Consider the following 22,084-nt stretch of genomic DNA (forward strand, 5'->3'; position numbering starts at 1 on the left):
TAAGATTTATTTGGTTTAATACATTCCAACAAAGCAATATAGCTTTGGTTTATAAACTTAACTTGGAGAAATTTATGAAAAAATTAACCTTAATCTCAACTTTAGTATTATCCACATTAACAGCATCAGCTTTTGCAAATACCCCAAATGGTGGATTTCAAGATCCAAATGCACCACAAACGATGAACCAAGTTCAACAAAAAGGGGAATTTAAACGTGGAGGCTACAATAGCAATCAAGCACCTTCCAAAGTGAGTGAAGTCGCTTCAATGAATGATGATCAATATGTTGTTTTACAAGGTAAAATTGTAAAACAAGTCGGGAAAGAAGATTTCTTATTCCGTGATACAAGCGGAGAAATTAACGTAGAAATTGAGCGTAAAGCTTGGGCAGGACAAGAAATTACCCCAAATAATGAAGTGAAACTCTATGGTGAAGTTGATAAGTCTTGGAATAAGACGGACATTGAAGTTCATCGTGTAGAAAAAGTAAATTAATGCGATAATTCCAAGTGGCAGTAATGCCACTTTTTCTATTTTGGAGGTTGAGATGCGTATTTTATTAATTGAAGACGATTCGTTAATTGGCGAAGGGCTGAAATTAGGGTTAACTAAATCGGGTTTTAGTGTGGATTGGTTTACGGACGGTAAAACAGGTTTAGATGCGCTCAGTTCTGCACCTTACGATGCTGTAGTGCTCGATCTCACCTTGCCTAAAATGGACGGACTTGATGTGCTACAAAATTGGCGCAGAGCAAATCAGGATGTGCCAGTGCTGATTTTAACCGCAAGAGATACCCTTGATGAACGTATCACAGGGCTACAACGTGGAGCAGATGATTATCTCTGTAAACCTTTTGCTCTCGCAGAGGTTGTGGCACGCTTACAAGCATTAATCCGTCGTCGTTATGGGCATACCAACCCCGTAATTGAACACAGTTTAGTGAGATTCGATCCAAACCAACGCAAAGTGTTCCTTAAAGATCAGGAAGTGACCTTAACCACAAGGGAATATAATTTACTTGAGCTATTTATGCACAATAAAGATCGTGTCTTAACCCGTTCTTCTATTGAAGAAAAACTCTATACTTGGGACGATGAAGTTAATAGCAATGCATTAGAAGTCCATATCTACAATTTACGTCAAAAACTCGGAAAACAATTTATTCGCACTGTACACGGCGTAGGCTATACCTTAGGGAAAAACGATGAAACTCATTAAAAATACCAGTTTACGTTTTCGTTTAATGTTGGTGATTTCCTGTAGTGCGGTGTTTATTTGGTTGATCTCAACGGCTGTGGCATGGGTACAAGTCCGTAGCGAAGTCAATAAAGTATTTGATGCACAACAGATTTTATTTGCGCAACGCCTTGCCTCATCGGATTTACGCACCTTACTGATGGAACGAAAACCCCAACGTGCATTTAATGGCGAACATCATAAAAAAGGCTTTAAAAAAGCAAAATTTGATGATGATGCTTTGGCGTTTGCGATTTTCACCTCTCAAGGAGAAATGGTGCTGAGTGATGGAAATAATGGTGAAAACTTTCCGTTTAAAAATACCCGCGGTTTTTCTAAATCCCCGTTAAATAATGAAGATAATGATGAGTGGCGAATTTTTTGGTTGCCGATTGGTGATCGTTTCTTGGTTGCCGTTGGACAAGAGCTTGATTATCGTGACGATCTCACTCAAGGTATGGTCTTTAGCCAAATGTGGATTTGGTTTGCAAGTCTTCCATTATTATTAGGCTTAATTGTTTGGGTGATTAAGCGAGAACTACAGACGTTACAACGCGTAGGCGAACAAGTTAAACAGCGAACACCAGAAGACAATAGTCCGCTTTCGACAGATGTCCCAAAAGAGATTTTGCCGTTAGTGACGAGCTTAAATCAGTTTTTTGATAAAACATCAACGATGTTATTAAGAGAGCGTCGATTTACTTCGGATGCAGCTCATGAGTTACGTAGTCCGTTAGCCGCATTAAAGATTCAAACGGAAATCGCACAATTAGCGGGTGATGACAGTGCTTTACGTGATAAGGCGTTAGGCAATTTAACCCAAGGCATTAACCGTGCAACTCAACTTATTGAGCAACTGCTTACGCTATCCCGTTTAGACAACTTAACGGAATTGGAAGGTGTGGAAGATATTCACTGGGATAGACTTATTCCATCGCTAGTGGGTGAGCTTTATTTCCAAGCACAAAAACGTGATATGGAGATTGAATTTGAACAGAAGGGAACACCTAAAATCCAACAAGGACAGCCTTTATTGCTTTCATTGATGTTAAGAAATTTGATTGATAACGCGATTAAATATTGTCAGCCAAATAGCGTAATTCGAGTAACGTTAGAACAACATCGAATTATTGTAGAAGATAATGGCGGTGGTGTGGATGAGGCGGATTTGGCTAAATTAGGACAACGTTTTTATCGTCCAGCAGGTCAAAATGAAAAAGGAAGTGGGCTTGGTTTATCCATCGTTAGACGTATTGCAGAGCTTCACCATTATCAAATTCAGATTGAAAATGGCGCTATTGATGGTCAAAAAGGGTTAAAAGCCACCATTCTTCTTTAAGCTTCACAAGCGGTGCGATTCTCTCTATTTTTTACAAAATATGAGCAGGATCGTACCGCTTGTATAATGACCACTTAGTTGTTTAATGCCTGACGCTGTGCTTCAAACAACTGCTCAATCCCTTTCTGTGCTAAATCAAGGAGTTGCAATAATTCCATATGACTAAACGGTTCGCCTTCGGCTGTGCCTTGTACTTCAACTAAACGACCGTCTTCAACCATCACCACATTCATATCGGTTTCAGCGTTAGAGTCTTCTACATATTCTAAATCGCAGACTGCTTGTCCATCGACAATACCAACCGAAATTGCCGCCACTAAGCCTTTCATCGGATTTTCTTTTAATAAGCCATCGGCGATCAATTTGTTAATCGCATCGTGTAACGCAACGCAAGCCCCCGTGATAGACGCTGTGCGTGTACCGCCGTCGGCTTGTATCACATCACAATCTACCGTAATCGTACGCTCACCTAAGGCTTTCAAATCAACGACAGCACGCAAAGAGCGAGCGATTAAACGCTGAATTTCCATTGTACGACCGCCTTGTTTGCCTTTCGCCGCTTCACGTTGGGTACGGCTATGGGTTGCTCTTGGTAACATACCATATTCGGCAGTCACCCAGCCTTGTTGTTGCCCTTTGAGAAAACGTGGTACAGTTTCTTCGACAGTGGCATTACACAGCACTTTGGTTTCACCAAATTCCACCAACACAGACCCTTCGGCATAGCGAGTATAGTTACGAGTGATTTTTACAGGACGAGTTTGATCAACAGGACGATTATTTGGACGCATATTTATTCCTTTTCTCTAAAAAATTTCCCCTATTCTAGCAGAATACCAAGTACAATATGCCAAATTTTGTAACAAAGAGAAAAGAGTACAATGATTTACAGTATGACCGCTTTCGCCCACCTTGAGCTTAAGAAAGAGTGGGGTAACGCCGTATGGGAAATCCGTTCGGTTAATCAACGTTTTTTAGAAACTTATTTCCGTCTGCCTGAAGCCTTTCGCAATTTGGAAATGACCTTGCGTGAACGTCTGCGTACGACACTAACCCGTGGTAAAGTAGAGTGTAGTTTACGCATTGAATTAAATGCTAATCAAAACAATGGCTTAACTTTAAATCAAGAGTATGCCAAACAGGTGATAAGTTCATTACAATGGCTAAAAGAAACGGCTCAAGAAGGCGAAATTAACTTGGTGGATATTCTGCGTTTCCCTGGGGTTGTTGATAACCAAAATCAAGATCTCGACCAAATCAGCCAAGATTTATTAGACGGTTTTGAGCAGATCCTTGCAGAATTTATCGCAATGCGTGGACGTGAAGGGGCGAATTTACAAGCCTTAATTCAACAGCGTTTAGACGCTATTGCCACAGAAGCGACAAAAGTACAGGCTCAAATGCCGAGCGTTTTACAGTGGCAAAAAGACCGCTTGCAACAGCGTTTTGATGAACTGAACTTGCAACTTGATCCACTACGTTTAGAGCAAGAAATGGTACTACTCGCTCAAAAAGTCGATGTGGCGGAAGAGTTAGATCGCTTACAGCTACACGTCAAAGAAACCACATCTATTTTGAAAAAAGGCGGTGCGGTTGGGCGTAAATTAGACTTTATGATGCAAGAGCTAAATCGAGAAGCGAATACGCTCGCCTCAAAATCTATTAATGCTGATGTCACTAATTCTGCCGTTGAGCTGAAAGTGTTGATTGAACAGATGCGTGAGCAAATTCAGAATTTGGAGTAGTCAATGAGTCAGACCTTAACCCCATTTCATACCTTTCATTTGCCTGCAAAAGCGTCGGTCATTATTGAGTTCAACAATATTGAACAACTATTAACCGAATGGCAAAAAGCCGATCAAGCACAGCAACCTATTTTGTTGCTAGGGCAAGGCTCTAATGTGCTGTTTTTAGACGATTTTGACGGTACAGTATTAGTCAATAAGCTCAAAGGGATCGAACATCGTCAAGACGATCATTTTCATTATTTACAGGTGGCTGGCGGTGAAAATTGGCACGAACTCGTACAATGGACGTTGCAACAAGGGATTGGCGGGCTTGAAAATCTGGCGTTAATTCCTGGTGTTGCTGGCTCTGCACCGATTCAAAATATCGGGGCTTACGGGGTGGAATTTGAACGTGTTTGCGATTATGTCGATGTACTAAATCTTAAAACGGGTGAGCTGTTCCGTTTAACGAAAAATGAATGTGAGTTTGGCTATCGCGAAAGTGTATTCAAACATCAATATCGTGAGCATTATGCAATTGTGTCTGTCGGTTTGAAATTAGCTAAGGCGTGGCAACCTGTTTTAAATTATGGTTCTCTGGCTCAATTTGATCCAAATACAGTGACACCACAGCAAGTGTTTGATGAAGTTTGTGCCGTACGCAGTGCGAAATTGCCGAATCCTGATGAGTTTGGTAACGCAGGCAGTTTTTTTAAAAACCCCGTAGTGGAATTTGCAAAATTTCAACAGATTCAGACCGCTTACCCGACTATTCCACACTATCCACAAGCGGACGGTTCGGTCAAATTACCTGCGGGCTGGTTGATTGACCAAGCAAATTTAAAAGGTTTCCAAATTGGTGGCGCGGCAGTCCATACCCAACAAGCGTTGGTGTTAATTAATAAAGTGAATGCCATTGGAGCGGATGTTGTGGCTCTTGCCAAAGAAGTCCGCCGTCAAGTCCGTGAGAAATTTGGCGTTGAATTGCACCCTGAAGTGCGTTTTATGGGGCGACACGGTGAAGTAGATAGTGAACTGGTGACAAGGTAATTGGCAATGGGACTTGATCAACATTTAATTACATCGGCATTAACGCAAGGGCAAGCTCTTGTATTTAAAGAGATTGATTCCACCAACGAATATCTGCTGACGCACTATAAAACCTTGCCGTCAGGTTCGCTTTGTGTGGCGGAATCCCAAACAGCAGGACGGGGCAGACGTGGACGGCAATGGTATTCCCCAGAAAGCCAAAACGTTTATTTCTCAATGTTGTGGCATTATCCTTCATTGGACATTCCACAGCTTTCGTCATTAAGTTTAGTGGTTTCAGTGTTAATTGCCGAGACCTTCCAAGCACTGAATGTACCACATATTCAAATTAAATGGCCCAATGATATTTACTATCAAGGTAAAAAAATGGGAGGCATTTTAATTGAAAGTCGTGTCGATAAAACGGGAATTTACCTTGTGATTGGCATCGGCTTGAATTTAGGAATGAACACTGTTGATAAAAATGTGGTCACGCAAGCTTGGAGCGACCTGTCGGAACATCAGATAAACCGTTCTCAACTGGTTGCTGAACTGGCAAAACGCTTACAAAATGCCTTAGCGACTTACCCACAAACCACCTTTGAACCCTATGTGGAACGTTGGCAACAGTTTGATATTTTCCGTCATCAAGCGGTCAGATTAATCACTGAAAATGAAGAAATTCACGGCATTTCCCTTGGGATTAATGAAGAAGGGGAATTGATTTTGCAACAAGGGGAAATTATTCGTAGTTTTGCGATAGGTGAAATTTCATTGAGGGCGAAATAACGATATAGAACCTTTCCTATACAGCATTATGTTACTGATACTCCATATCGGAAAACAAAGCCTACCACTTTCGTAGTAGGCTTTTCTATCACTAAAAATTAGTCACCAACAGAGATGCGTTTCATATCTGTCATATAACCACGCAATTCTTGACCGATTAACTCAACTGGATGGTTGCGGATTGCATCGTTAATATCACGCAAATATACATTGTCGATTTCAACGGTTGGTGTTGGTTCGCCTAAATCACCTTTTTGTAACATCGGGATTAATTTCTCTGCAAGAATTGGCGTTGCAACGTGTGAGAATAAGTAGTTACCGTATTCCGCAGTGTCTGAAATAACTACGTTCATTTCGTATAAACGTTTACGCGCGATAGTGTTTGCGATTAACGGAAGTTCGTGTAATGACTCATAGTATGCAGATTCTTCGTAGATACCGCTTGCAACCATTGCATCGAATGCCATTTCAACACCCGCTTTCACCATTGCCACCATCACGACACCGTTATCAAAGTATTCTTGTTCAGAAATTTTGATACCCTCTGCTTTTGGTGAATTTTCGAAAGCTGTTTTGCCAGTTTCTTCACGCCATTTTAATAAGTTTGCATCGCCGTTTGCCCAGTCTGCCATCATTGTTGATGAGAATTCACCGCTGATGATGTCGTCCATATGTTTTAAGTAAAGGTCGTTTAATTGGACTTTAATTTCTTCCGCTAATTCAAAGGCACGGATTTTCGCTGAGTTAGAAAGACGATCCATCATTAACGTGATACCGCCTTGTTTTAACGCTTCGGTAATGGTTTCCCAACCGTATTGAATTAATTTGCTTGCGTATGCCGGATCTTTACCGTCCGCCACTAATTTGTCGTAGCACACGATAGAACCTGCTTGTAACATACCGCAAAGGATCGTTTGCTCACCCATTAAGTCAGATTTTACTTCTGCCACGAATGAAGACTCTAACACGCCTGCACGATCGCCGCCTGTTGCAGATGCCCACGCTTTCGCAATTGCCATACCTTCGCCTTTCGGGTCATTTTCAGGGTGAACGGCGATTAATGTCGGCACACCGAAACCACGTTTATATTCTTCACGCACTTCTGTACCCGGGCATTTTGGTGCGGTCATCACAACGGTGATGTCTTTACGAATTTGCTCGCCTTCTTCAACGATGTTGAAACCGTGTGAATAACCGAATGCTGCGCCTTGTTTCATTAACGGCATCACATCTGCCACCACTTTAGAGTGTTGTTTATCTGGGGTTAAGTTAATCACTAAATCTGCAGTTGGGATTAACTCTTGGTATGTGCCAACTTTAAAACCATTTTCAGATGCACGAGTGAATGATGCACGTTTTTCTGCGATTGCTTCTGCACGCAATGCGTAAGCAATATCTAAACCAGAATCACGCATATTTAAACCTTGGTTTAAACCTTGCGCACCACAACCTACGATCACGATTTTTTTGCCTTTTAAGAAGTTGCAACCGTCAGCAAATTCGCTGCGATCCATAAAACGACAACGACCTAATTGGTCAAGTTTTTCACGTAAGTTTAAGGTATTGAAATAGTTAGCCATATTGGAATCCTTTGTTTGTGTTAATTGAGGTGTATTGATGTTGTGTTTACATACTGTTTGTTTTTATGGTGTCGATTATACCTATTTTTATTGTTGCGTAAATTGATATTATTAGGATTTGTTATTGCAATAAATGAAATTACAAGCGGTCAGATACCCATTATTTTTTGCAAATTTTTGTGAGAATCTCACCGCTTGCTTTGCTGATTGGCAATGAATCCGTTATAATCTCGCCAATTTTTCACCCTTATTTAATAGAAGGAAACCAAAATGGGCTTAGAAAACGTACCTGCTGGTAAAGAGTTACCAGATGATATTTATGTTGTAATTGAAATTCCTGCAAATTCAGATCCAATCAAATATGAAGTGGATAAAGAAAGCGGTGCAATTTTCGTGGATCGTTTTATGGCAACAGCAATGTTCTATCCTGCGAACTACGGTTATGTAAACCATACTCTTTCTTCTGATGGCGACCCTGTGGACGTATTAGTTCCAACACCATACCCACTTCAACCGGGTTCAGTGATTCGTTGCCGTCCAGTTGGTGTGTTAAAAATGACTGACGAAGCAGGTGGCGATGCGAAAGTAGTTGCAGTTCCGCACACTAAATTAAGCAAAGAGTACGATCACATTAAAGATGTGGGTGATTTACCTGCATTATTAAAAGCACAAATCCAACACTTCTTCGAAAGCTACAAAGCATTAGAAGCTGGCAAATGGGTGAAAGTTGAAGGCTGGGGCGATGTGAATGAAGCTCGCCAAGAAATCTTAGACTCTTACGAGCGTGCGAAAAAATAATTAAAAACCTTTTGTTTAATGTAATGCCAAAGTAGATACTTTGGCATTCTTATAAGGAAAAATGATGAAACTTCTAAAGCGAACAACAACATTTGCAATTTTTGTTGCATTTCTAACCGCTTGTGTAACGACTTCTGAAATTAATCAGGAAGCGGCTAACAGCTATACGCAGGTAAAGCAAGAAGCGAGAGCGAAAAATGCGATTGATACCACCTCTGTAACTGCAAAACGTGTACACACAGTATTTAATAAAATGAAGCCTTATGCGGAAAAAGCGAATAAAACAGGTGTACCATTCCAATGGGAAATCACAGTGTTGAAATCAGATGAGCTCAATGCATGGGCGATGCCTGGTGGTAAAATGGCGTTTTATACTGGGTTAGTGGATAAACTTAAATTAACGAATGATGAAATTGCGGTTGTAATGGGACATGAGATGGCACATGCATTACAAGAGCATGGGAAATCAGATAGAACAGTAAGCACTATCACTGGGCTCGTAGGCGTATTGGCAGATGTTGCTGTAACAGCGGCTACTGGCGTGAGTACCGAAGGGCTATTAAGTGCAGGCGTTGATTTAATTGCAACAAAACCATTCTCTCGTAGCCAAGAAACAGAAGCTGATGAAGTCGGTTTGATGTTAATGGCAGAAGCCGGCTATAACCCTGAAGCTGCGCCGAATGTATGGGTAAAAATGAGCAAAGCGAATGGTAGCTCAGGTCTATCTATTTTCTCTACCCACCCATCTAACGAAGATCGCCAAGAGAATCTTGCTCGTCTAGTGCCAAAAGCAAAAGAAATCTATAACGCAAGTAAAAAATAATACATATGGAATAGGCAGGCTATCCTGCCTATTTTTTTAGCTAAAATTGACCAAACGCACTGCGAATTTTTTCAAAATCAGTATAATCAATGCATTGTTCCACTCTACTCTATTTTGATTATGCAATTCTTACATACTCTTCTTCCTGACTTTCTCTTTCATCCTCTATTTTGGGTTTTAGCCTTACTTATTTTTTCTATTTGGCAATTTATTCAAAATAAATTACGGATGGATATTGTCGCACTGCTTGTGATCGCTTTTTTTAGTTTAACGGGCATTTTGACAGTTAATGAAGTATTCGCTGGGCTCAGTGATCCCAATGTGGTGTTAATTGCCCTGCTCTTTATTGTTGGTGAAGGGCTTGTCAGAACTGGTATTGCTTATCAAGTCAGTGAATGGTTAATGCGAGTAGCTGGAGCAAGTGAAGTTCGCGTTTTAGTCTTGTTAATGCTTTCAATTGCAGGATTAGGATCTTTTATGAGTTCAACGGGTATTGTGGCCATTTTTATTCCGGTTGTACTCGCCATTTGTTCGGGCATGGGTATCTCCCCTAAACGCTTAATGATGCCATTAAGTGTCGCAGGACTCATTAGTGGCATGATGACCTTAATTGCAACCCCCCCTAATCTAGTCGCACATTCCGAATTAGTTAAAGCGGGACACCAAGGCTTTGGCTTTTTTAGTTTTACCCCCGTTGGATTATCTGTGCTTGCATTAGGTATTATCTATATGCTCTTTGCAAGAAATTGGCTAGATAATGGTGAGAAAGTGGATACAGAACATAAAAAAAGCTCATCAATGTATCAATTTATTGAAGAGTATCATCTCTCTGGACGCGCTAAAATGGCCATTATTACCGCAGAATCTTCTTTCATTGGAAAAACAATCAATGAATTGAATTTACGGAGTGAATATGGCTTAAATGTTGTTGCGATACAGCGCGTTAAACGCTTAAGAACAATTTCAATTGCAGCTTATGGTTCAGAAACATTGCAAGAAAAAGATATCTTATTGATGGATATTAATATTGACTCAGATACCTTTGCTCAACGATGTGAAGAATTTAACCTAAGAGCAGTGGAATTAAAAGGCGACTACTTTTCAGAACATGCTAAATCTGTGGGTATGGCAGAATTCTCTATCATGCCAGAAACAGGCAGTATTGGAAAAAGCATCAGTGAACTCAAATTTCGCTCAAACTACGGGCTAAGTATTGTAGGGCTAAAACGCGATGGTGAAATTATTGAAGGGGATATTATTCATACGCCATTACGTTTTGGTGATACCTTATTGGTGATGGGAGTTTGGAATAATTTATTAAAAATGGATAGTGCTAACCGAGATTTCTTCTTATTAAAGGCGCCCGAAGAAAGTAAACAAGCAGCCCCAGCCATTAGCCAAGCCCCACATGCTATTTTTTCTGTTGTAACGATGGTTTTTTTAATGATTACAGGATTAGTACCCAATGTGATTGCAGCGCTGATTGCCTGCTTGATGTTAGGTAAATTCCGTTGTGTCGATATGAAAAGCGCTTATGAATCTATCCACTGGCCAAGTATCGTATTGATTGTTGGTATGATGCCATTTTCGATTGCATTACAAAAAACAGGAGGGATTGATATTATCGTAAGTATGCTCACTGAGATTATGCAAGGTTTAGGGGTACACTTTGTCTTGATTGTTTTATTTATCTTTACCGCGATTATCAGTGCCTTTATCTCAAATACTGCAACCGCTATTCTCGTGATGCCTATTGCGATTGCGATTGCGCATCAACTAAATTATTCACCCGCCCCCTTTGCTATGATTGTGGCGATTTCAGCCTCAGCTGCTTTCATTACCCCAGTGTCATCTCCAGTAAATACAATGGTACTTGCACCTGGCGGGTATAGCTTTATGGACTTTGTGAAAGTAGGACTTCCATTCACGATTTTAGTGATGTTACTTTCTGTATTCTTGGTACCTATGTTATTTCCACTATAACTCCATCAATAAAAAAGAGTTGCTAACCATTTGCTAGCAACTCTTTTTCTTTTTATATGCTGAAACGTTATTTCAAGAGAACTATATATTCTCATTATAAAATTTATAAGCATCATCAATAGATGGAAATTGATGCATATGCCCTTTATTTAACACCATCGCATTATCACAATATTCTTTAATCGCTGCAGGACTATGGGAAACTAAAATAATGGCTCTATCCTTACGTTTCTCAAATAACTCATATTTACATTTTGCAGCAAAACGAGAGTCCCCAACAGCGATAACCTCATCAATTAAGTAGCAATCAAATTCAACAGAAAGTGAGATCGCAAATGCTAGACGGGCTTTCATACCAGAAGAATATTTTTTTACTGGCTCATAGAGGTAATCCCCTAATTCTGAAAATTCCTCGGTAAAGGATTTCATGTAATCTAAGTCAGTACCATAAATACGGCTAATAAAACGGAGATTATCCATTCCAGTTAAGCTACCTTGGAAAGCACCACTAAATGCTAAGGGCCAAGAGATACTCATTTGACGATCAATTGTACCTGTTGTTGGTGGTTCGACACCACTCATAAGACGAATTAACGTAGATTTTCCCGCCCCATTTCTGCCAAGAATACCAATTTTTTCACCTCTTTTCAGTTCAAAATTAATATCATGCAACACCGTTTTCCAGCCACTTCTAGTATGGTAGCGTTTACTCACATTTTTTACACTGATCATTGTGGCTCCACTCCTTTACTGAAGTTTCTGACCATGATTAACCCAATAAATAGCATCGCCAAATCACAAACTAAGAGGAATCCGACATGTTCGTAGGTTGGAATTGCATCACCGAAATAACCATGTCGGAACATTTCTGTCCCATTAACCATCGGTACCCATTGAAAAATTTCTCTGGCTTGTTGTGGTAAGGTATGAAGAAAGAAAAAAGCACCAGAAAGAGGCATGAAGACGAAACTTAATGTACTCCAGATTTTCCCAAATGCTTCAAATTTTTGAGCAATAGAACAAATGATTAACCCTAACCCGATAGCGAATAATGCCATAATTAACCACGCAATCACCATATAAAGTGGATCTTGGGGAAGATCAATCCAACCAATAGCAACAAAAGCAGACATAATTAATATCTGAGCAATGGTCGCACCGGCGATTTCGAGTAACATTCTCGCAAAAATGGTATCTAAGACCCTGACATTACGGTGGTAAAGTAAACTTAGGTTTGAAGATATCGCTCCAATAGCTCTATTTGATGCATTACGCCACATCATCATGAGTGGGTAGCCAGTAATTGCGAAAGCGACAATATTCAGCGTGGACATTTGATCTGCACGAACAAATTTCCATAATAATGCAATGAATAGCGTCATGATTAAAGGCTCAACAAAAAGCCATAAAAAACCAATGTTCTTACGTCCATATCTTGTGATGATTTCACGCATAAGTAGGGCGTTAATAACACGCCCTTGAATCACCAAAGAACGTTTAAATGTTGTTTGGTCACCGTATCGCATTAGTTTTTATGCTCTCTAATACTTGCAACTAATAATCCTAAAACACCATATAACATTAAGCCGATGATAAAGGTCGCTAAAATATTATATAAACGGTAAGGTTCTAAAGCCCAGTCTGGTTTACTTGGTTTATCAATCACTTCCAAATAAAGTTGCTGGCGATCAGCTTCTCCTCTTGTATTTTGTAAAGAGGTCATTGCCGCAGTCAGCTGTTGCTGAGCTAACTCATTTGCTAACACAAGACGTTGATATTCAGCTGTTTGTGTTGCAATGGAGTTATTACTTCCTGAAAGAGATTTTGATTGTTGCTCAATTTCTTTACGTAAACTTTTTTGACGCATTTCTAATGCTTCAACCTGTGGGTTTTCAGGCGTAATTGAAAGCAATTGTGCCAATTGTGTTTCTACACGAATCAGCTCGCTCTTTAATGAAGAAATTAAAGAAAGCTGAACACCCGATTGTGCAGGTAAATCAAAAATTTTATTTTTGATACGATATTTTGTTAAGGCATCCGCAGTATCACTCACATTTTTTTCTGCTTCTTGCACTGCTTGTGTTGCATATTCTAGTGTATCTTTGCGTGCACGTTCATTGAGTCTATTGATTAACTCTTCCCCCATATCAAGTAACTTTTGGTTTACAAGTTGTCCCTCGGCCGCATCAAAAGCACGTACTTTTAAGGTTGAAATACCTGATACTGCGTCTAAATCAATACTCAAATGATTCTTGAAGTAACGGAAAAAGGCTTCTTGTGAATCATTTAAACCGAATCCATTGAAACGGCTCAAAATATCTCCTTTTGAGTCATAAAAACTTTTTACAGGTATCGTTTGTTGCAACTGCTCTAACGCAGTTAATGAACGCATATACTCTTGAACCGTATAAGCATCATCTTGAGAACGAGAGAACCCCGTACTTTGTAATAAAGCACCAAACCCAGTTAAGGAAGATTGATTTTTAGGAGATCGCACAACAAAGCTTGATTCAGAGATATAAACATCTGATGCAATGCTACCAAAATATACCGTTGAAGCTACCGTAGGAATAATCACGGTTAGCCATAGTAATGGTTTAGTAAACCAACGTTGCTTTTTTTTCTGTTTTGGAGTTTGTACAGCGTCTGTCATGATTTATTCCTATAGTGCTTTAACATTACTAATTGTACTGGTGACTGGTGAAGTTAAAGAGAAGATCATTCTCAAGAATTTCTGGAATTCAGCCAGTGGTGCATTTGAGACATAGACAATATCTTTGTCTTGCATAGGGAAACGCTGTAGTAAAAACATTGATTTTGGATCAAGTAAATCAACTTGATAAACAGTAGGTACATCAATACCTACTCCATAACCTTTCGCTTCCCAAATTTGTTGTTGTTCTAAATCAAGTTGACCAAAAGGAATATGGCGGAAGACAAATACACCTCTAGGATCAGAGCGATCATCAATCAAACCTCCCATTTTACCAATAGCTTCAGCTAAAGTAATACCACGAGTTGAGAACTTGACTTGTTGATTTGTCCCCACTGCCCCTAAACCTGTAAAACTATATGGCGTAGTTAACAATGAAACAACATCGCCAGAACGGAGGGTAATATTTTGCGTTGGATCGGCAATTAATGTTTCAAAAGCAAGCGTTTTAACTTGATGCCCACGTGTTAATTGAATGGTGACATCCTGGATATCTGCTTGTGCCCCCCCTACCGCAGAAACCGCATCTAATACACGCTCACCACCAGAAGTCAGAGGCATTCGAATAGTATTGCCTTGACGAATAACGGTAACATCTGAAGAGTTATTATTTACAATACGAACTAACGCCTGAGGTTGATTTGCTTTACGGGCTAAGCTTGACACAATTTGAGCTTGAATACTTTCGGGCGTTTTACCTGCAACAGAAATATTCCCGACAAAAGGTACTGAAATCGTTCCATTCTTACTGACCATTTGAGGTGGGAGCTGAGTTAAATGACTACTACCTTGTCCTTCTATTGAAAGTGTACCACCGAACAAAACAGCTGGAGGGGCTTCCCAAATAGAAATTTCAAGCATATCACCTACATTTGCTGTTCCAGCATATCCGCCACGCCCTTGCAAACCATCAAAGCCAGAAAATAGCTGGCTTTCTTGCGCTCTATATAGGGTTTGAACAATTTGGTTATTGAGTTCCACAAGATTCACATCTGGAAGTTGCTGGTTCCCATTCACTTCAGTGACTTTGCTGTAACTAGGGCCTGAGGTTGGGAGAGAAGAGCAGGCTGAAAGCATTATTACTGCCACCAAAGGTAATAATTTTTTGTATTTTGGCATATTCATGAACATTTTAATCTCATTAGAGGTACATAGAAATATACTGTGTATTGTACTATATAAAGCTAATAAATATAAACTTGCAGAAATATTTTTACAAAGCACTCATATAATAAATTTTTATGATTATAGCTCTTACTAAACGTAAATATAGTCAGTATAATAGTTAATAGCCCCACAAAGGAGTAAGAGAGATTATAGAATGAAAGGCAAAGTTGCATTTATAGTTTGGAATACATTCCAACTTTTACAATTTAAGCCATTACTACAAGCTTTACCAACAGCCTTACTCGTGATTGAAAAACGTCCAAAAAGCCAAGAGTTCGATAGAACATTATTAGAAGCAATTCCGAATAATGTAGCATATATCAATAGTAAAAATGTATTCAATAAGTTAGATGGAAAATTTGACATACTAATAACTCAAACAGTATTTGAACAACTCTATTTATTTAAAGCGACAAAAATTGTCATGCTACAGTATGGATATGCAAAAGAGCCCCATAATTATGGAGCATGGCGAGCATTAGCAGATCTCAATTTAGTCTATGGCCAATATGCTTATGAGCGAATATCTTATTTCTCGCCAACCGAAATCGTTGGCTGTCCACGCTATCAACATCTAAAAGAGAACTCTTTTTATCAAAAATCATACGATAAATACAAAAACCTCCTAGATCCAAATAAGCAAACAATCTTATATGCTCCAAGCTGGGGAGAACTGTCTAGTTTTTCTACATACATCAATACGCTTTATGAACAAACTAAGAATTATAATGTCCTAGTTAAGTTACACCATAACACTATTCTGTTAAACAAAACACATGATACGAAATCGTATCAAACTCTATTTTTTGGGGTTCATTTCTTTTATGAAAATGAAGATATTTTAGAGTTAATATCTATATCCGATATAGTTATTTCCGATTATAGTGGAGCTATTTTTGATGCTATTTTCTGTGAGAAACAACTTATTCTAGTTTCAATTCCAGAGTTAAAAGCAGAAAAAATTGACCAATTTAGTTTAGAGGTGTCTCGTAGACATCTACTTGGTATAGAAGTATTAACACCTGATGAATTAGAGCAAATTTTATCTAATCCAAACCACACATTAGTTAAGAAACCTATAAATAATGAGCTGTTTTCATTATTATTTCATACAGCTACTAATCCTGTAGACAATATCATTAAATGTTTACAGAATTTATTACAAGGAAAATATCAGCTTAATCAACAACAACTTTATGTTAGACAAGTCGTGCAACAGTTATATCTTGAAAAGCATAAAAAAGAGAAAAACAAAGGTTTTGGTAAAATAGGCAAAATATCCAACCGGATATTACGAAGATAATATTTAAAGGGAATCATTATGAAAAAAGTATTAACTTACGGTACATTTGATTTATTACATCATGGACATATTCGATTATTAGAACGAGCAAGATCGTTAGGTGATCATTTAACTGTTGCTATTTCAACTGACAAATTTAATTTAGAATGTAAAAATAAAATTTGTGCCTATAGTTATGAAGAACGTAAGCACATATTAGAAGCTATCCGCTACGTTGACCAAGTAATTCCTGAAACGCACTGGGAACAAAAAATCGAAGATGTTAAAAACCATGAAATAGATATTTTTGTCATGGGAGATGATTGGGAAGGTCATTTTGATTTTCTACAAGAATATTGTGAAGTTGTTTATTTACCTCGTACACCAGATATATCAACGACAAAAGTAAAAAAAATGTTGGCAGAAAAAAATCTAGCTAAAGATCAAAAACAAATTCATGAAAAAGAGTAAGCTTTATGGTGACTTTCTATTCGATACAAACTCAATCCTTAAAGAGAGTATTAAGAGAGGCTAACTACAAATATTCACTATTAGCTTATTGGTATGGTTATCGGATTCTAAAAGCCCTAACAGAGGCACAGCATAAAAAAGTTAGAAATTTGGCTGAAAAAATGACACAAAAAGGCATTAGTGTTGGTTATTATTATCTAGCACAAAGCTATTTTCTATGTGGAGAATATCAGCTTGCTGAACAAGCGGTCAGAAAAGTCTCAAATTTTACCAAAATGCCAGAAGCTATCTTTTTGTATTCAGATATTTTAGTGAGACAACACCGAAAGAAAGAGGCTTGGGATGTACTTGTACAATGTACTTTAGAAAATTCTCGCAAGAAAGTTTGGGTTTACCTCTCTAATTTGGTAGAGAAAGCTCAAGATTTTGCAAATTTAGAAGAGCATATTCAATATGTAAGAAATGCGACAGATTTCTTAAAAAATGATCCTCTTTTTCACCCTAGAATAAATGCGGCATTACGTGCAGGCTTAAATGATGAGGCTCTAGTGTTGGCAAAACAGCAATCTCAAATATCGAAAGTGGGAAAAAAAGCATCATCAAATTTTTCTGATACATTAGCAGCAAAAGCATTAGCAGATTTAAAGAAAGCATTAGATTTACATCGCATTTCTTTTTTCTTAATTAGTGGCACGCTTCTAGGCTGTATCCGAGAGGGAAAATTATTGGGACATGATAAAGATATTGATGTAGGAGTCTGGGACGAGTATAGCTATGATGAATTAGTACATTATTTATCAACATCAGGATATTTTTATATTGTACCAACAAGAACAAAACATCTTATCACCTTAAGACATGTGAATGGTATTGTGATCGATGTATTTATTCACTATCGTGAACCTAATGATTATTGGCATGCTGGGGTAAAAATTAAATGGCATAATTCGCCATTTAATTTAATAAAAACAGAATTTCTAGGAGAAAGTTATCTTATCCCAGAGAATTATGATTTGTATCTAACAGAAAATTATGGTGATTGGCGTACACCAAAAACAAAATTTGATAGTGCAGTAGATACGCCTAATATGGAAATAATTAATCAAGTTGAAATGAAAATCTATCAACTTAAACATTTACTTTCTTAGTATAAGTAGAATTTATGAAAATAGTAAAAAATTTATATCATCATATTGTTGCTCCAAAAGAATATCATCAAGGTCTTGTGCTCTATAAACGGAAAAAATGGCATCAGGCTTTACTTGCTTTTGAGCGAGCTTATAAACAAGCTCCTAATCATGCTAAAAATGTATTTAAGTTAGGGTTATGCCATCTTAAATTAGGACAATATCCTGAAGCCCAAATGTATATTTCAAAAGCAATAGAGTTAGCTCCTTATAATACTTCTTGGAGAAAGCAATTAGAGCAGAGTTATCGTAAATTGAATAATAGTGGAGCATTAGCAGGTATCAAGGAATTCCCAATTGTTCCTCGCATTAGTCATTCAGCTTTATTTTTCAATAGAAATAAGAAAACGCTATTACTTATTCCTTCTGACTATAACCATAGGGTAATGGCAGATATTTCTTCATTTATTCCTTTCTATCAAGAACAGTTTGATATTTATATTATCTTAAGAGATTTAGAACAAGATATTATCAAGCATCAGTCTCATACATTAGTAAAACAAGGGACATCATTCGGAGAGTTTCTGAAATTTACAGCTGATTACGTGATTGACTCAGGAACAATGAATTATAGTTATCGTATTACGGATACTAACAAATGGGTATCTGTATGGCACGGTATTCCGTATAAAAAAATGTTTGTAGATTTAAACATTGAACATCTTTCTACGGCGATTCGCTACAATTTAGCCTATGATGCCATGATTTCAATGTCCGATTTTTATACCAATACGTTCCTTCGTAAGGCAATGCGTTATGATGGTGAAATTCTCCAACTTGGTTGTGCCAAAATGGATAATCTTCTTAAACAAAATAGCCCAAAAGCAAATAATAATGAAGTTAGAAAGATACTAATTTCTCAGTTAGGTTTGCCTGAAAACAAAAAATTTGTATTGTATGCTCCTACATATAGAGCATCATCAGCTAAATGCCCATTCGATAAACAAAAATTACTCACTATTTTAGGAAAGGAATATCACTTAATTTATATCACATCAGAAACTTACCCAGCAGAGAAAGGGGTAAATTACTTACCACACTTATCAAATATAGAGGCATTATTACTTTCAGATATCTTAATTAGTGACTATAACCCCTTGATATATCAATTCGATAGATATAATAGGCCCGTTGTACTTATTCAAACAGATCGAGAGGATTTTATGAGAGCGAATCCGGCTCGTAAAGAAGAACTAAATGTTCTGGCATCTCGTTATTATGTTGCAAATTCTTCGGAAGAGTTCTATTCATTAGATTGGGGAGTGTTAAAACAGGAAGGCATCGGTAATGCTTTGCCTAAGAATATTGGCATTTCAGATTTGCGCTATAAATTAGGTATACCTGTTAATAAAAAAGTAATTTTATATGCGCCAACGTATCGTGAAGCGGGAGCAGTTACGCTGCCATTCAATCCTAAAAAATTACTGAAAAAGCTAAACAATGAATATGTTATTATAACTAAAATGCACTACTTAAATTATCTAGAAAAATCCTATGATAATGTCGTAGATTGCACATCATATTCTGATATGGCAGATTTAATGAAAATGGCAGATATCTTAATTAGCGATTATTCATCACTTGTATTAGATTACGCTATTTTGAATAAACCTATTGTATTATTCCAATACGATTATGAAGAATATATGCAACAACGTGGAGTTTATTTTGACTTCAATGATTATTTAACTAGCTCACAAATTATTAAACAAGAACAAGAACTTTATAAATTAGATTGGTTAAAGCTAGAATCTAATAATCATAAAATTATTGAAACTTTTTACCCATTAGAAGACGGAAATTCAACACAACGTATTGTTGATGCCATTAACTTTAATCCAGAGAATCGTCAAAGTAAGGATATTATTTTCTTAGTAAATGATTTGAATCAAATAGGTGGTGTTCATACATTCTTAAAAAATATGGCAAAATATTATAAACAAAAATATAACTCGCGTATTTTTGTGATTGCCATTAAAGAATTTGCGATAGCCAACTCTGAGTATCATTTACTTGAAAGCCCTTATATTGATTTTAAATTATCAAGTCAATATCTTGCGGGTGCTTGTACAAATATCTTACAAAATACTGATGGGCTTGTCATTTCATTACAATTTTCTGCACATATGCATTTTCAAAAATATCTTACTAATGCAAAATCGGTATTGATGTTCCATGGTGATGTTAAAGATATGATATCAAAAGAAATGTATTCGTGGCATTTAGATGCACTTAATGAAAATAAAATTTTCAATTATGAGAAATTGTTGTTATTAACAGAATCAGCAGTTACGTTATTAAAACCGCATTTAATTCCAGAAATACAAGATAAACTCGGGTTTATGCACAATTCTATTGATGCCGAATTTATGCCTATAGCTTATAAGAATACTTTTGCGACTGCCGTTATTTCTCGTTTAGATGCAGACAAAAATATCTTTGCTATTATTGATTTAGGAAAAGCAATTTTAGATAAAAAAGCCAATATTATCGTAAATGTATACGGTGATGGTGCATTAAAAGATGATTTTATGGCTGAAATTGAGAAATATCAATTACAAGACATTATTAAACTAAAAGGCTTTGAAAGTGATAAAGCAAAAATTTTTGCTGAAAACGATTCTCTACTGTTAATGAGTAAATCGGAAGGTTTCGGGCTTGTTATCTTAGAAGCCTATGCTTATGGAAAACCGGCTATTGTATTTGACTCATTTACCGCAGCCAAAGATGTTGTGGAAGATAAAAAATCAGGTTTCTTATTACCTTATGGTGACTATGAAGGTGTAATCCATGCGGTTCATCAATGTGGAACGCTTACAAGCGGTGAGATTCAAGCAAAATTTTACCAATTTTCAAATGAGACTGTATTTAAGCAATGGAATCAACTCATTACTGAGTTAGATGAAAAGCAAACTGAAGCAGAATTAGGGGAAGAATAAAATGTTCAAACGATTATTTAAGAAAAAAGTAACAAAACCTTTAATTTCTGTGCTTGTACCTTGCTATAACTCTCGTAAAACATTACCAGCAACACTACAATCACTCCAAAAATCACATTATAAAAATTTAGATGTGATGATTGTGGATGATGGACATGAAGTTAAAGTAAAAGATATTGTAGAATCTTTTAAGGATAAGCGTTTTCGCTATTTTGATAAGCAAAATGAAGGCCTAGGGCTTACTCGTAACTTTGGTATTCAGAATGCACTAGGCGAATATATTTTCTTTTTAGATTCAGATGATCTGATTTACCCCGATGCTTTTACACATTTAATGGATTATGCCTTAGAACATCAATTAGATGTGGTTTCTGGTGTGACAGTTCGTAAAGATTTTGAAACAGGTGAAGAAAGCGAATGGTTTAGAAGTCTATATAAAATCAAAAGTATTAACACCTTTGAGAACCGTTTAACACAGTTTGATGATACACTTTCCACAAATAAACTCTATAAAATCGATGTGCTAAAACAAAATAATATTTACTTTGAAACAGGTTTATATGAGGATAAGTTATTCACAGCCAAGCTTTATTCTAAAGTAGATCGTATAGGACTAATTGATGAAAGAATTTATGTGTGGTTAATTTACGGTAATCAAACCAGTATTACAACCACAAAATCACTAAATAATTTTAAAGGAAGAATGACTGCAATCAATAATTTATGGCAGTATATTCCCGAATTACGTAAAGCATATCAAATTGCTTTTTATATGAATCATGATCTATTGATTTATTTACGCGAATTTCAATTCTATACCGAAGAGGAAAAAGAAGAAATTTACCAAATAGCGAATGAGTTTATTCAAAAACATAAAAAATATGTTTATAACCGTTTGGTTACGAATAATTATAATCGAGCTTGTTTGGATGCTTTATGTGATAATGATAAAAATAAATTTATATATACTGCAAATATACTTTCAAAAGTTTTTTATAAAGGCAACATATAGATCAAG

20 protein-coding genes are annotated in these 22,084 nt (G+C 37.2%); 14 read left to right on the forward strand and 6 right to left on the reverse strand.

The window, feature by feature from the left end:
• Positions 1 to 74: 74 nt before the first annotated feature.
• Genes EXH44_RS04235 through qseC form a run of 3 tightly spaced genes read left to right on the forward strand, consistent with a single transcriptional unit; the run spans position 75 to position 2,578 of the window.
• On the forward strand, positions 75 to 497 hold the full coding sequence (locus EXH44_RS04235) for a YgiW/YdeI family stress tolerance OB fold protein (RefSeq protein WP_162856412.1): 423 nt from the start codon (positions 75 to 77) through the stop codon (positions 495 to 497).
• A gap of 52 nt (positions 498 to 549) precedes the next feature.
• The gene (locus tag EXH44_RS04240; protein ID WP_162856413.1) at positions 550 to 1,221 is read left to right on the forward strand and encodes a response regulator; all 672 of its coding nucleotides are present in this window, start codon (positions 550 to 552) and stop codon (positions 1,219 to 1,221) included.
• Complete coding sequence (gene qseC / locus EXH44_RS04245) at positions 1,208 to 2,578, forward strand: quorum sensing histidine kinase QseC (protein WP_162856414.1); 1,371 nt, start codon at positions 1,208 to 1,210, stop codon at positions 2,576 to 2,578. Before EXH44_RS04240 ends, qseC begins: the two co-directional genes overlap by 14 nt.
• A 74-nt stretch (positions 2,579 to 2,652) precedes the next feature.
• Here the strand turns inward: qseC and rph are convergent, their stop codons facing one another.
• On the reverse strand, positions 2,653 to 3,369 hold the full coding sequence (gene rph / locus EXH44_RS04250; protein WP_162856415.1) for a ribonuclease PH: 717 nt from the start codon (positions 3,367 to 3,369) through the stop codon (positions 2,653 to 2,655).
• A 90-nt stretch (positions 3,370 to 3,459) separates the two neighbouring features.
• Between rph and EXH44_RS04255 the strand changes: the two genes are divergently transcribed.
• From EXH44_RS04255 to EXH44_RS04265, 3 genes are read left to right on the forward strand one after another with little or no spacing between them, the layout of a single operon-like run.
• A complete protein-coding gene (locus EXH44_RS04255; RefSeq protein WP_162856416.1) occupies positions 3,460 to 4,323 on the forward strand; it encodes a YicC/YloC family endoribonuclease in 864 nt (287 codons plus the stop codon).
• Positions 4,324 to 4,326: 3 nt separating this feature from the next.
• Complete coding sequence (gene murB / locus EXH44_RS04260; RefSeq protein ID WP_162856417.1) at positions 4,327 to 5,355, forward strand: UDP-N-acetylmuramate dehydrogenase; 1,029 nt, start codon at positions 4,327 to 4,329, stop codon at positions 5,353 to 5,355.
• A gap of 6 nt (positions 5,356 to 5,361) precedes the next feature.
• The gene (locus tag EXH44_RS04265) at positions 5,362 to 6,123 is read left to right on the forward strand and encodes a biotin--[acetyl-CoA-carboxylase] ligase (protein WP_162856418.1); all 762 of its coding nucleotides are present in this window, start codon (positions 5,362 to 5,364) and stop codon (positions 6,121 to 6,123) included.
• Between the two features lie 98 nt (positions 6,124 to 6,221).
• On the opposite strand, the gene ilvC is transcribed toward EXH44_RS04265, so the two are convergent.
• The gene (gene ilvC / locus EXH44_RS04270) at positions 6,222 to 7,703 is read right to left on the reverse strand and encodes a ketol-acid reductoisomerase (RefSeq protein WP_162856419.1); all 1,482 of its coding nucleotides are present in this window, start codon (positions 7,701 to 7,703) and stop codon (positions 6,222 to 6,224) included.
• A gap of 270 nt (positions 7,704 to 7,973) precedes the next feature.
• On the opposite strand from ilvC, the gene ppa reads away from it, so the two are divergent.
• The 3 genes from ppa (at position 7,974) to EXH44_RS04285 (ending at position 11,307) form a co-directional block, all read left to right on the forward strand.
• Positions 7,974 to 8,501 carry an inorganic diphosphatase gene (gene ppa / locus EXH44_RS04275; RefSeq protein ID WP_162856420.1) on the forward strand — a complete coding sequence of 176 codons (528 nt, stop codon included), beginning with the start codon at positions 7,974 to 7,976 and terminating at the stop codon, positions 8,499 to 8,501.
• Positions 8,502 to 8,565: 64 nt separating this feature from the next.
• Positions 8,566 to 9,324: a M48 family metallopeptidase gene (locus EXH44_RS04280; RefSeq protein ID WP_162856421.1), complete on the forward strand. Its 759-nt coding sequence runs from the start codon at positions 8,566 to 8,568 to the stop codon at positions 9,322 to 9,324.
• Between the two features lie 120 nt (positions 9,325 to 9,444).
• A complete protein-coding gene (locus tag EXH44_RS04285) occupies positions 9,445 to 11,307 on the forward strand; it encodes an SLC13 family permease (RefSeq protein ID WP_162856422.1) in 1,863 nt (620 codons plus the stop codon).
• Between the two features lie 81 nt (positions 11,308 to 11,388).
• Here EXH44_RS04285 and EXH44_RS04290 read toward each other — a convergent pair whose 3' ends face one another.
• Genes EXH44_RS04290 through EXH44_RS04305 form a run of 4 tightly spaced genes read right to left on the reverse strand, consistent with a single transcriptional unit; the run spans position 11,389 to position 15,145 of the window.
• Positions 11,389 to 12,039 (reverse strand): ABC transporter ATP-binding protein, encoded by a 651-nt coding sequence (locus EXH44_RS04290; RefSeq protein WP_162856423.1) that lies wholly within the window; start codon positions 12,037 to 12,039, stop codon positions 11,389 to 11,391.
• A complete protein-coding gene (locus tag EXH44_RS04295) occupies positions 12,036 to 12,833 on the reverse strand; it encodes an ABC transporter permease (protein ID WP_162856424.1) in 798 nt (265 codons plus the stop codon). Before EXH44_RS04295 ends, EXH44_RS04290 begins: the two co-directional genes overlap by 4 nt.
• Positions 12,833 to 13,960, reverse strand: coding sequence for a capsule biosynthesis protein (locus tag EXH44_RS04300; RefSeq protein WP_162856425.1), 1,128 nt, complete (start codon positions 13,958 to 13,960; stop codon positions 12,833 to 12,835). Before EXH44_RS04300 ends, EXH44_RS04295 begins: the two co-directional genes overlap by 1 nt.
• Before the next feature lie 9 nt (positions 13,961 to 13,969).
• Positions 13,970 to 15,145, reverse strand: a complete 1,176-nt coding sequence (locus EXH44_RS04305; RefSeq protein ID WP_162857523.1) for a polysaccharide biosynthesis/export family protein — start codon at positions 15,143 to 15,145, stop codon at positions 13,970 to 13,972.
• Between the two features lie 196 nt (positions 15,146 to 15,341).
• On the opposite strand from EXH44_RS04305, the gene EXH44_RS04310 reads away from it, so the two are divergent.
• Genes EXH44_RS04310 through EXH44_RS04330 form a run of 5 tightly spaced genes read left to right on the forward strand, consistent with a single transcriptional unit; the run spans position 15,342 to position 22,078 of the window.
• The gene (locus EXH44_RS04310) at positions 15,342 to 16,490 is read left to right on the forward strand and encodes a CDP-glycerol glycerophosphotransferase family protein (protein ID WP_162856426.1); all 1,149 of its coding nucleotides are present in this window, start codon (positions 15,342 to 15,344) and stop codon (positions 16,488 to 16,490) included.
• A gap of 18 nt (positions 16,491 to 16,508) precedes the next feature.
• Complete coding sequence (gene tagD / locus EXH44_RS04315) at positions 16,509 to 16,940, forward strand: glycerol-3-phosphate cytidylyltransferase (protein ID WP_162856427.1); 432 nt, start codon at positions 16,509 to 16,511, stop codon at positions 16,938 to 16,940.
• Between the two features lie 5 nt (positions 16,941 to 16,945).
• Complete coding sequence (locus tag EXH44_RS04320) at positions 16,946 to 18,088, forward strand: LicD family protein (protein WP_162856428.1); 1,143 nt, start codon at positions 16,946 to 16,948, stop codon at positions 18,086 to 18,088.
• A 14-nt stretch (positions 18,089 to 18,102) separates the two neighbouring features.
• The gene (locus EXH44_RS04325; RefSeq protein WP_162856429.1) at positions 18,103 to 21,066 is read left to right on the forward strand and encodes a CDP-glycerol glycerophosphotransferase family protein; all 2,964 of its coding nucleotides are present in this window, start codon (positions 18,103 to 18,105) and stop codon (positions 21,064 to 21,066) included.
• Between the two features lies 1 nt (position 21,067).
• Positions 21,068 to 22,078 carry a glycosyltransferase family 2 protein gene (locus EXH44_RS04330; RefSeq protein WP_162856430.1) on the forward strand — a complete coding sequence of 337 codons (1,011 nt, stop codon included), beginning with the start codon at positions 21,068 to 21,070 and terminating at the stop codon, positions 22,076 to 22,078.
• Positions 22,079 to 22,084 lie beyond the last annotated feature (6 nt).

Source organism: Actinobacillus indolicus, from assembly GCF_004519515.1.
Lineage (GTDB): Bacteria > Pseudomonadota > Gammaproteobacteria > Enterobacterales > Pasteurellaceae > Glaesserella > Glaesserella indolica_A.

What these genes read in the sequence shown, in the direction of transcription:
- EXH44_RS04235 (WP_162856412.1), top strand. Translation starts at nt 75, where the DNA reads ATGAAAAAATTAACCTTAATCTCAACTTTAGTATTATCCACATTAACA.
- EXH44_RS04240 (WP_162856413.1), top strand. Translation starts at nt 550, where the DNA reads ATGCGTATTTTATTAATTGAAGACGATTCGTTAATTGGCGAAGGGCTG.
- qseC (WP_162856414.1), top strand. Translation starts at nt 1,208, where the DNA reads ATGAAACTCATTAAAAATACCAGTTTACGTTTTCGTTTAATGTTGGTG.
- rph (WP_162856415.1), bottom strand. Translation starts at nt 3,369, where the DNA reads ATGCGTCCAAATAATCGTCCTGTTGATCAAACTCGTCCTGTAAAAATC.
- EXH44_RS04255 (WP_162856416.1), top strand. Translation starts at nt 3,460, where the DNA reads ATGATTTACAGTATGACCGCTTTCGCCCACCTTGAGCTTAAGAAAGAG.
- murB (WP_162856417.1), top strand. Translation starts at nt 4,327, where the DNA reads ATGAGTCAGACCTTAACCCCATTTCATACCTTTCATTTGCCTGCAAAA.
- EXH44_RS04265 (WP_162856418.1), top strand. Translation starts at nt 5,362, where the DNA reads ATGGGACTTGATCAACATTTAATTACATCGGCATTAACGCAAGGGCAA.
- ilvC (WP_162856419.1), bottom strand. Translation starts at nt 7,703, where the DNA reads ATGGCTAACTATTTCAATACCTTAAACTTACGTGAAAAACTTGACCAA.
- ppa (WP_162856420.1), top strand. Translation starts at nt 7,974, where the DNA reads ATGGGCTTAGAAAACGTACCTGCTGGTAAAGAGTTACCAGATGATATT.
- EXH44_RS04280 (WP_162856421.1), top strand. Translation starts at nt 8,566, where the DNA reads ATGAAACTTCTAAAGCGAACAACAACATTTGCAATTTTTGTTGCATTT.
- EXH44_RS04285 (WP_162856422.1), top strand. Translation starts at nt 9,445, where the DNA reads ATGCAATTCTTACATACTCTTCTTCCTGACTTTCTCTTTCATCCTCTA.
- EXH44_RS04290 (WP_162856423.1), bottom strand. Translation starts at nt 12,039, where the DNA reads ATGATCAGTGTAAAAAATGTGAGTAAACGCTACCATACTAGAAGTGGC.
- EXH44_RS04295 (WP_162856424.1), bottom strand. Translation starts at nt 12,833, where the DNA reads ATGCGATACGGTGACCAAACAACATTTAAACGTTCTTTGGTGATTCAA.
- EXH44_RS04300 (WP_162856425.1), bottom strand. Translation starts at nt 13,960, where the DNA reads ATGACAGACGCTGTACAAACTCCAAAACAGAAAAAAAAGCAACGTTGG.
- EXH44_RS04305 (WP_162857523.1), bottom strand. Translation starts at nt 15,145, where the DNA reads ATGAATATGCCAAAATACAAAAAATTATTACCTTTGGTGGCAGTAATA.
- EXH44_RS04310 (WP_162856426.1), top strand. Translation starts at nt 15,342, where the DNA reads ATGAAAGGCAAAGTTGCATTTATAGTTTGGAATACATTCCAACTTTTA.
- tagD (WP_162856427.1), top strand. Translation starts at nt 16,509, where the DNA reads ATGAAAAAAGTATTAACTTACGGTACATTTGATTTATTACATCATGGA.
- EXH44_RS04320 (WP_162856428.1), top strand. Translation starts at nt 16,946, where the DNA reads ATGGTGACTTTCTATTCGATACAAACTCAATCCTTAAAGAGAGTATTA.
- EXH44_RS04325 (WP_162856429.1), top strand. Translation starts at nt 18,103, where the DNA reads ATGAAAATAGTAAAAAATTTATATCATCATATTGTTGCTCCAAAAGAA.
- EXH44_RS04330 (WP_162856430.1), top strand. Translation starts at nt 21,068, where the DNA reads ATGTTCAAACGATTATTTAAGAAAAAAGTAACAAAACCTTTAATTTCT.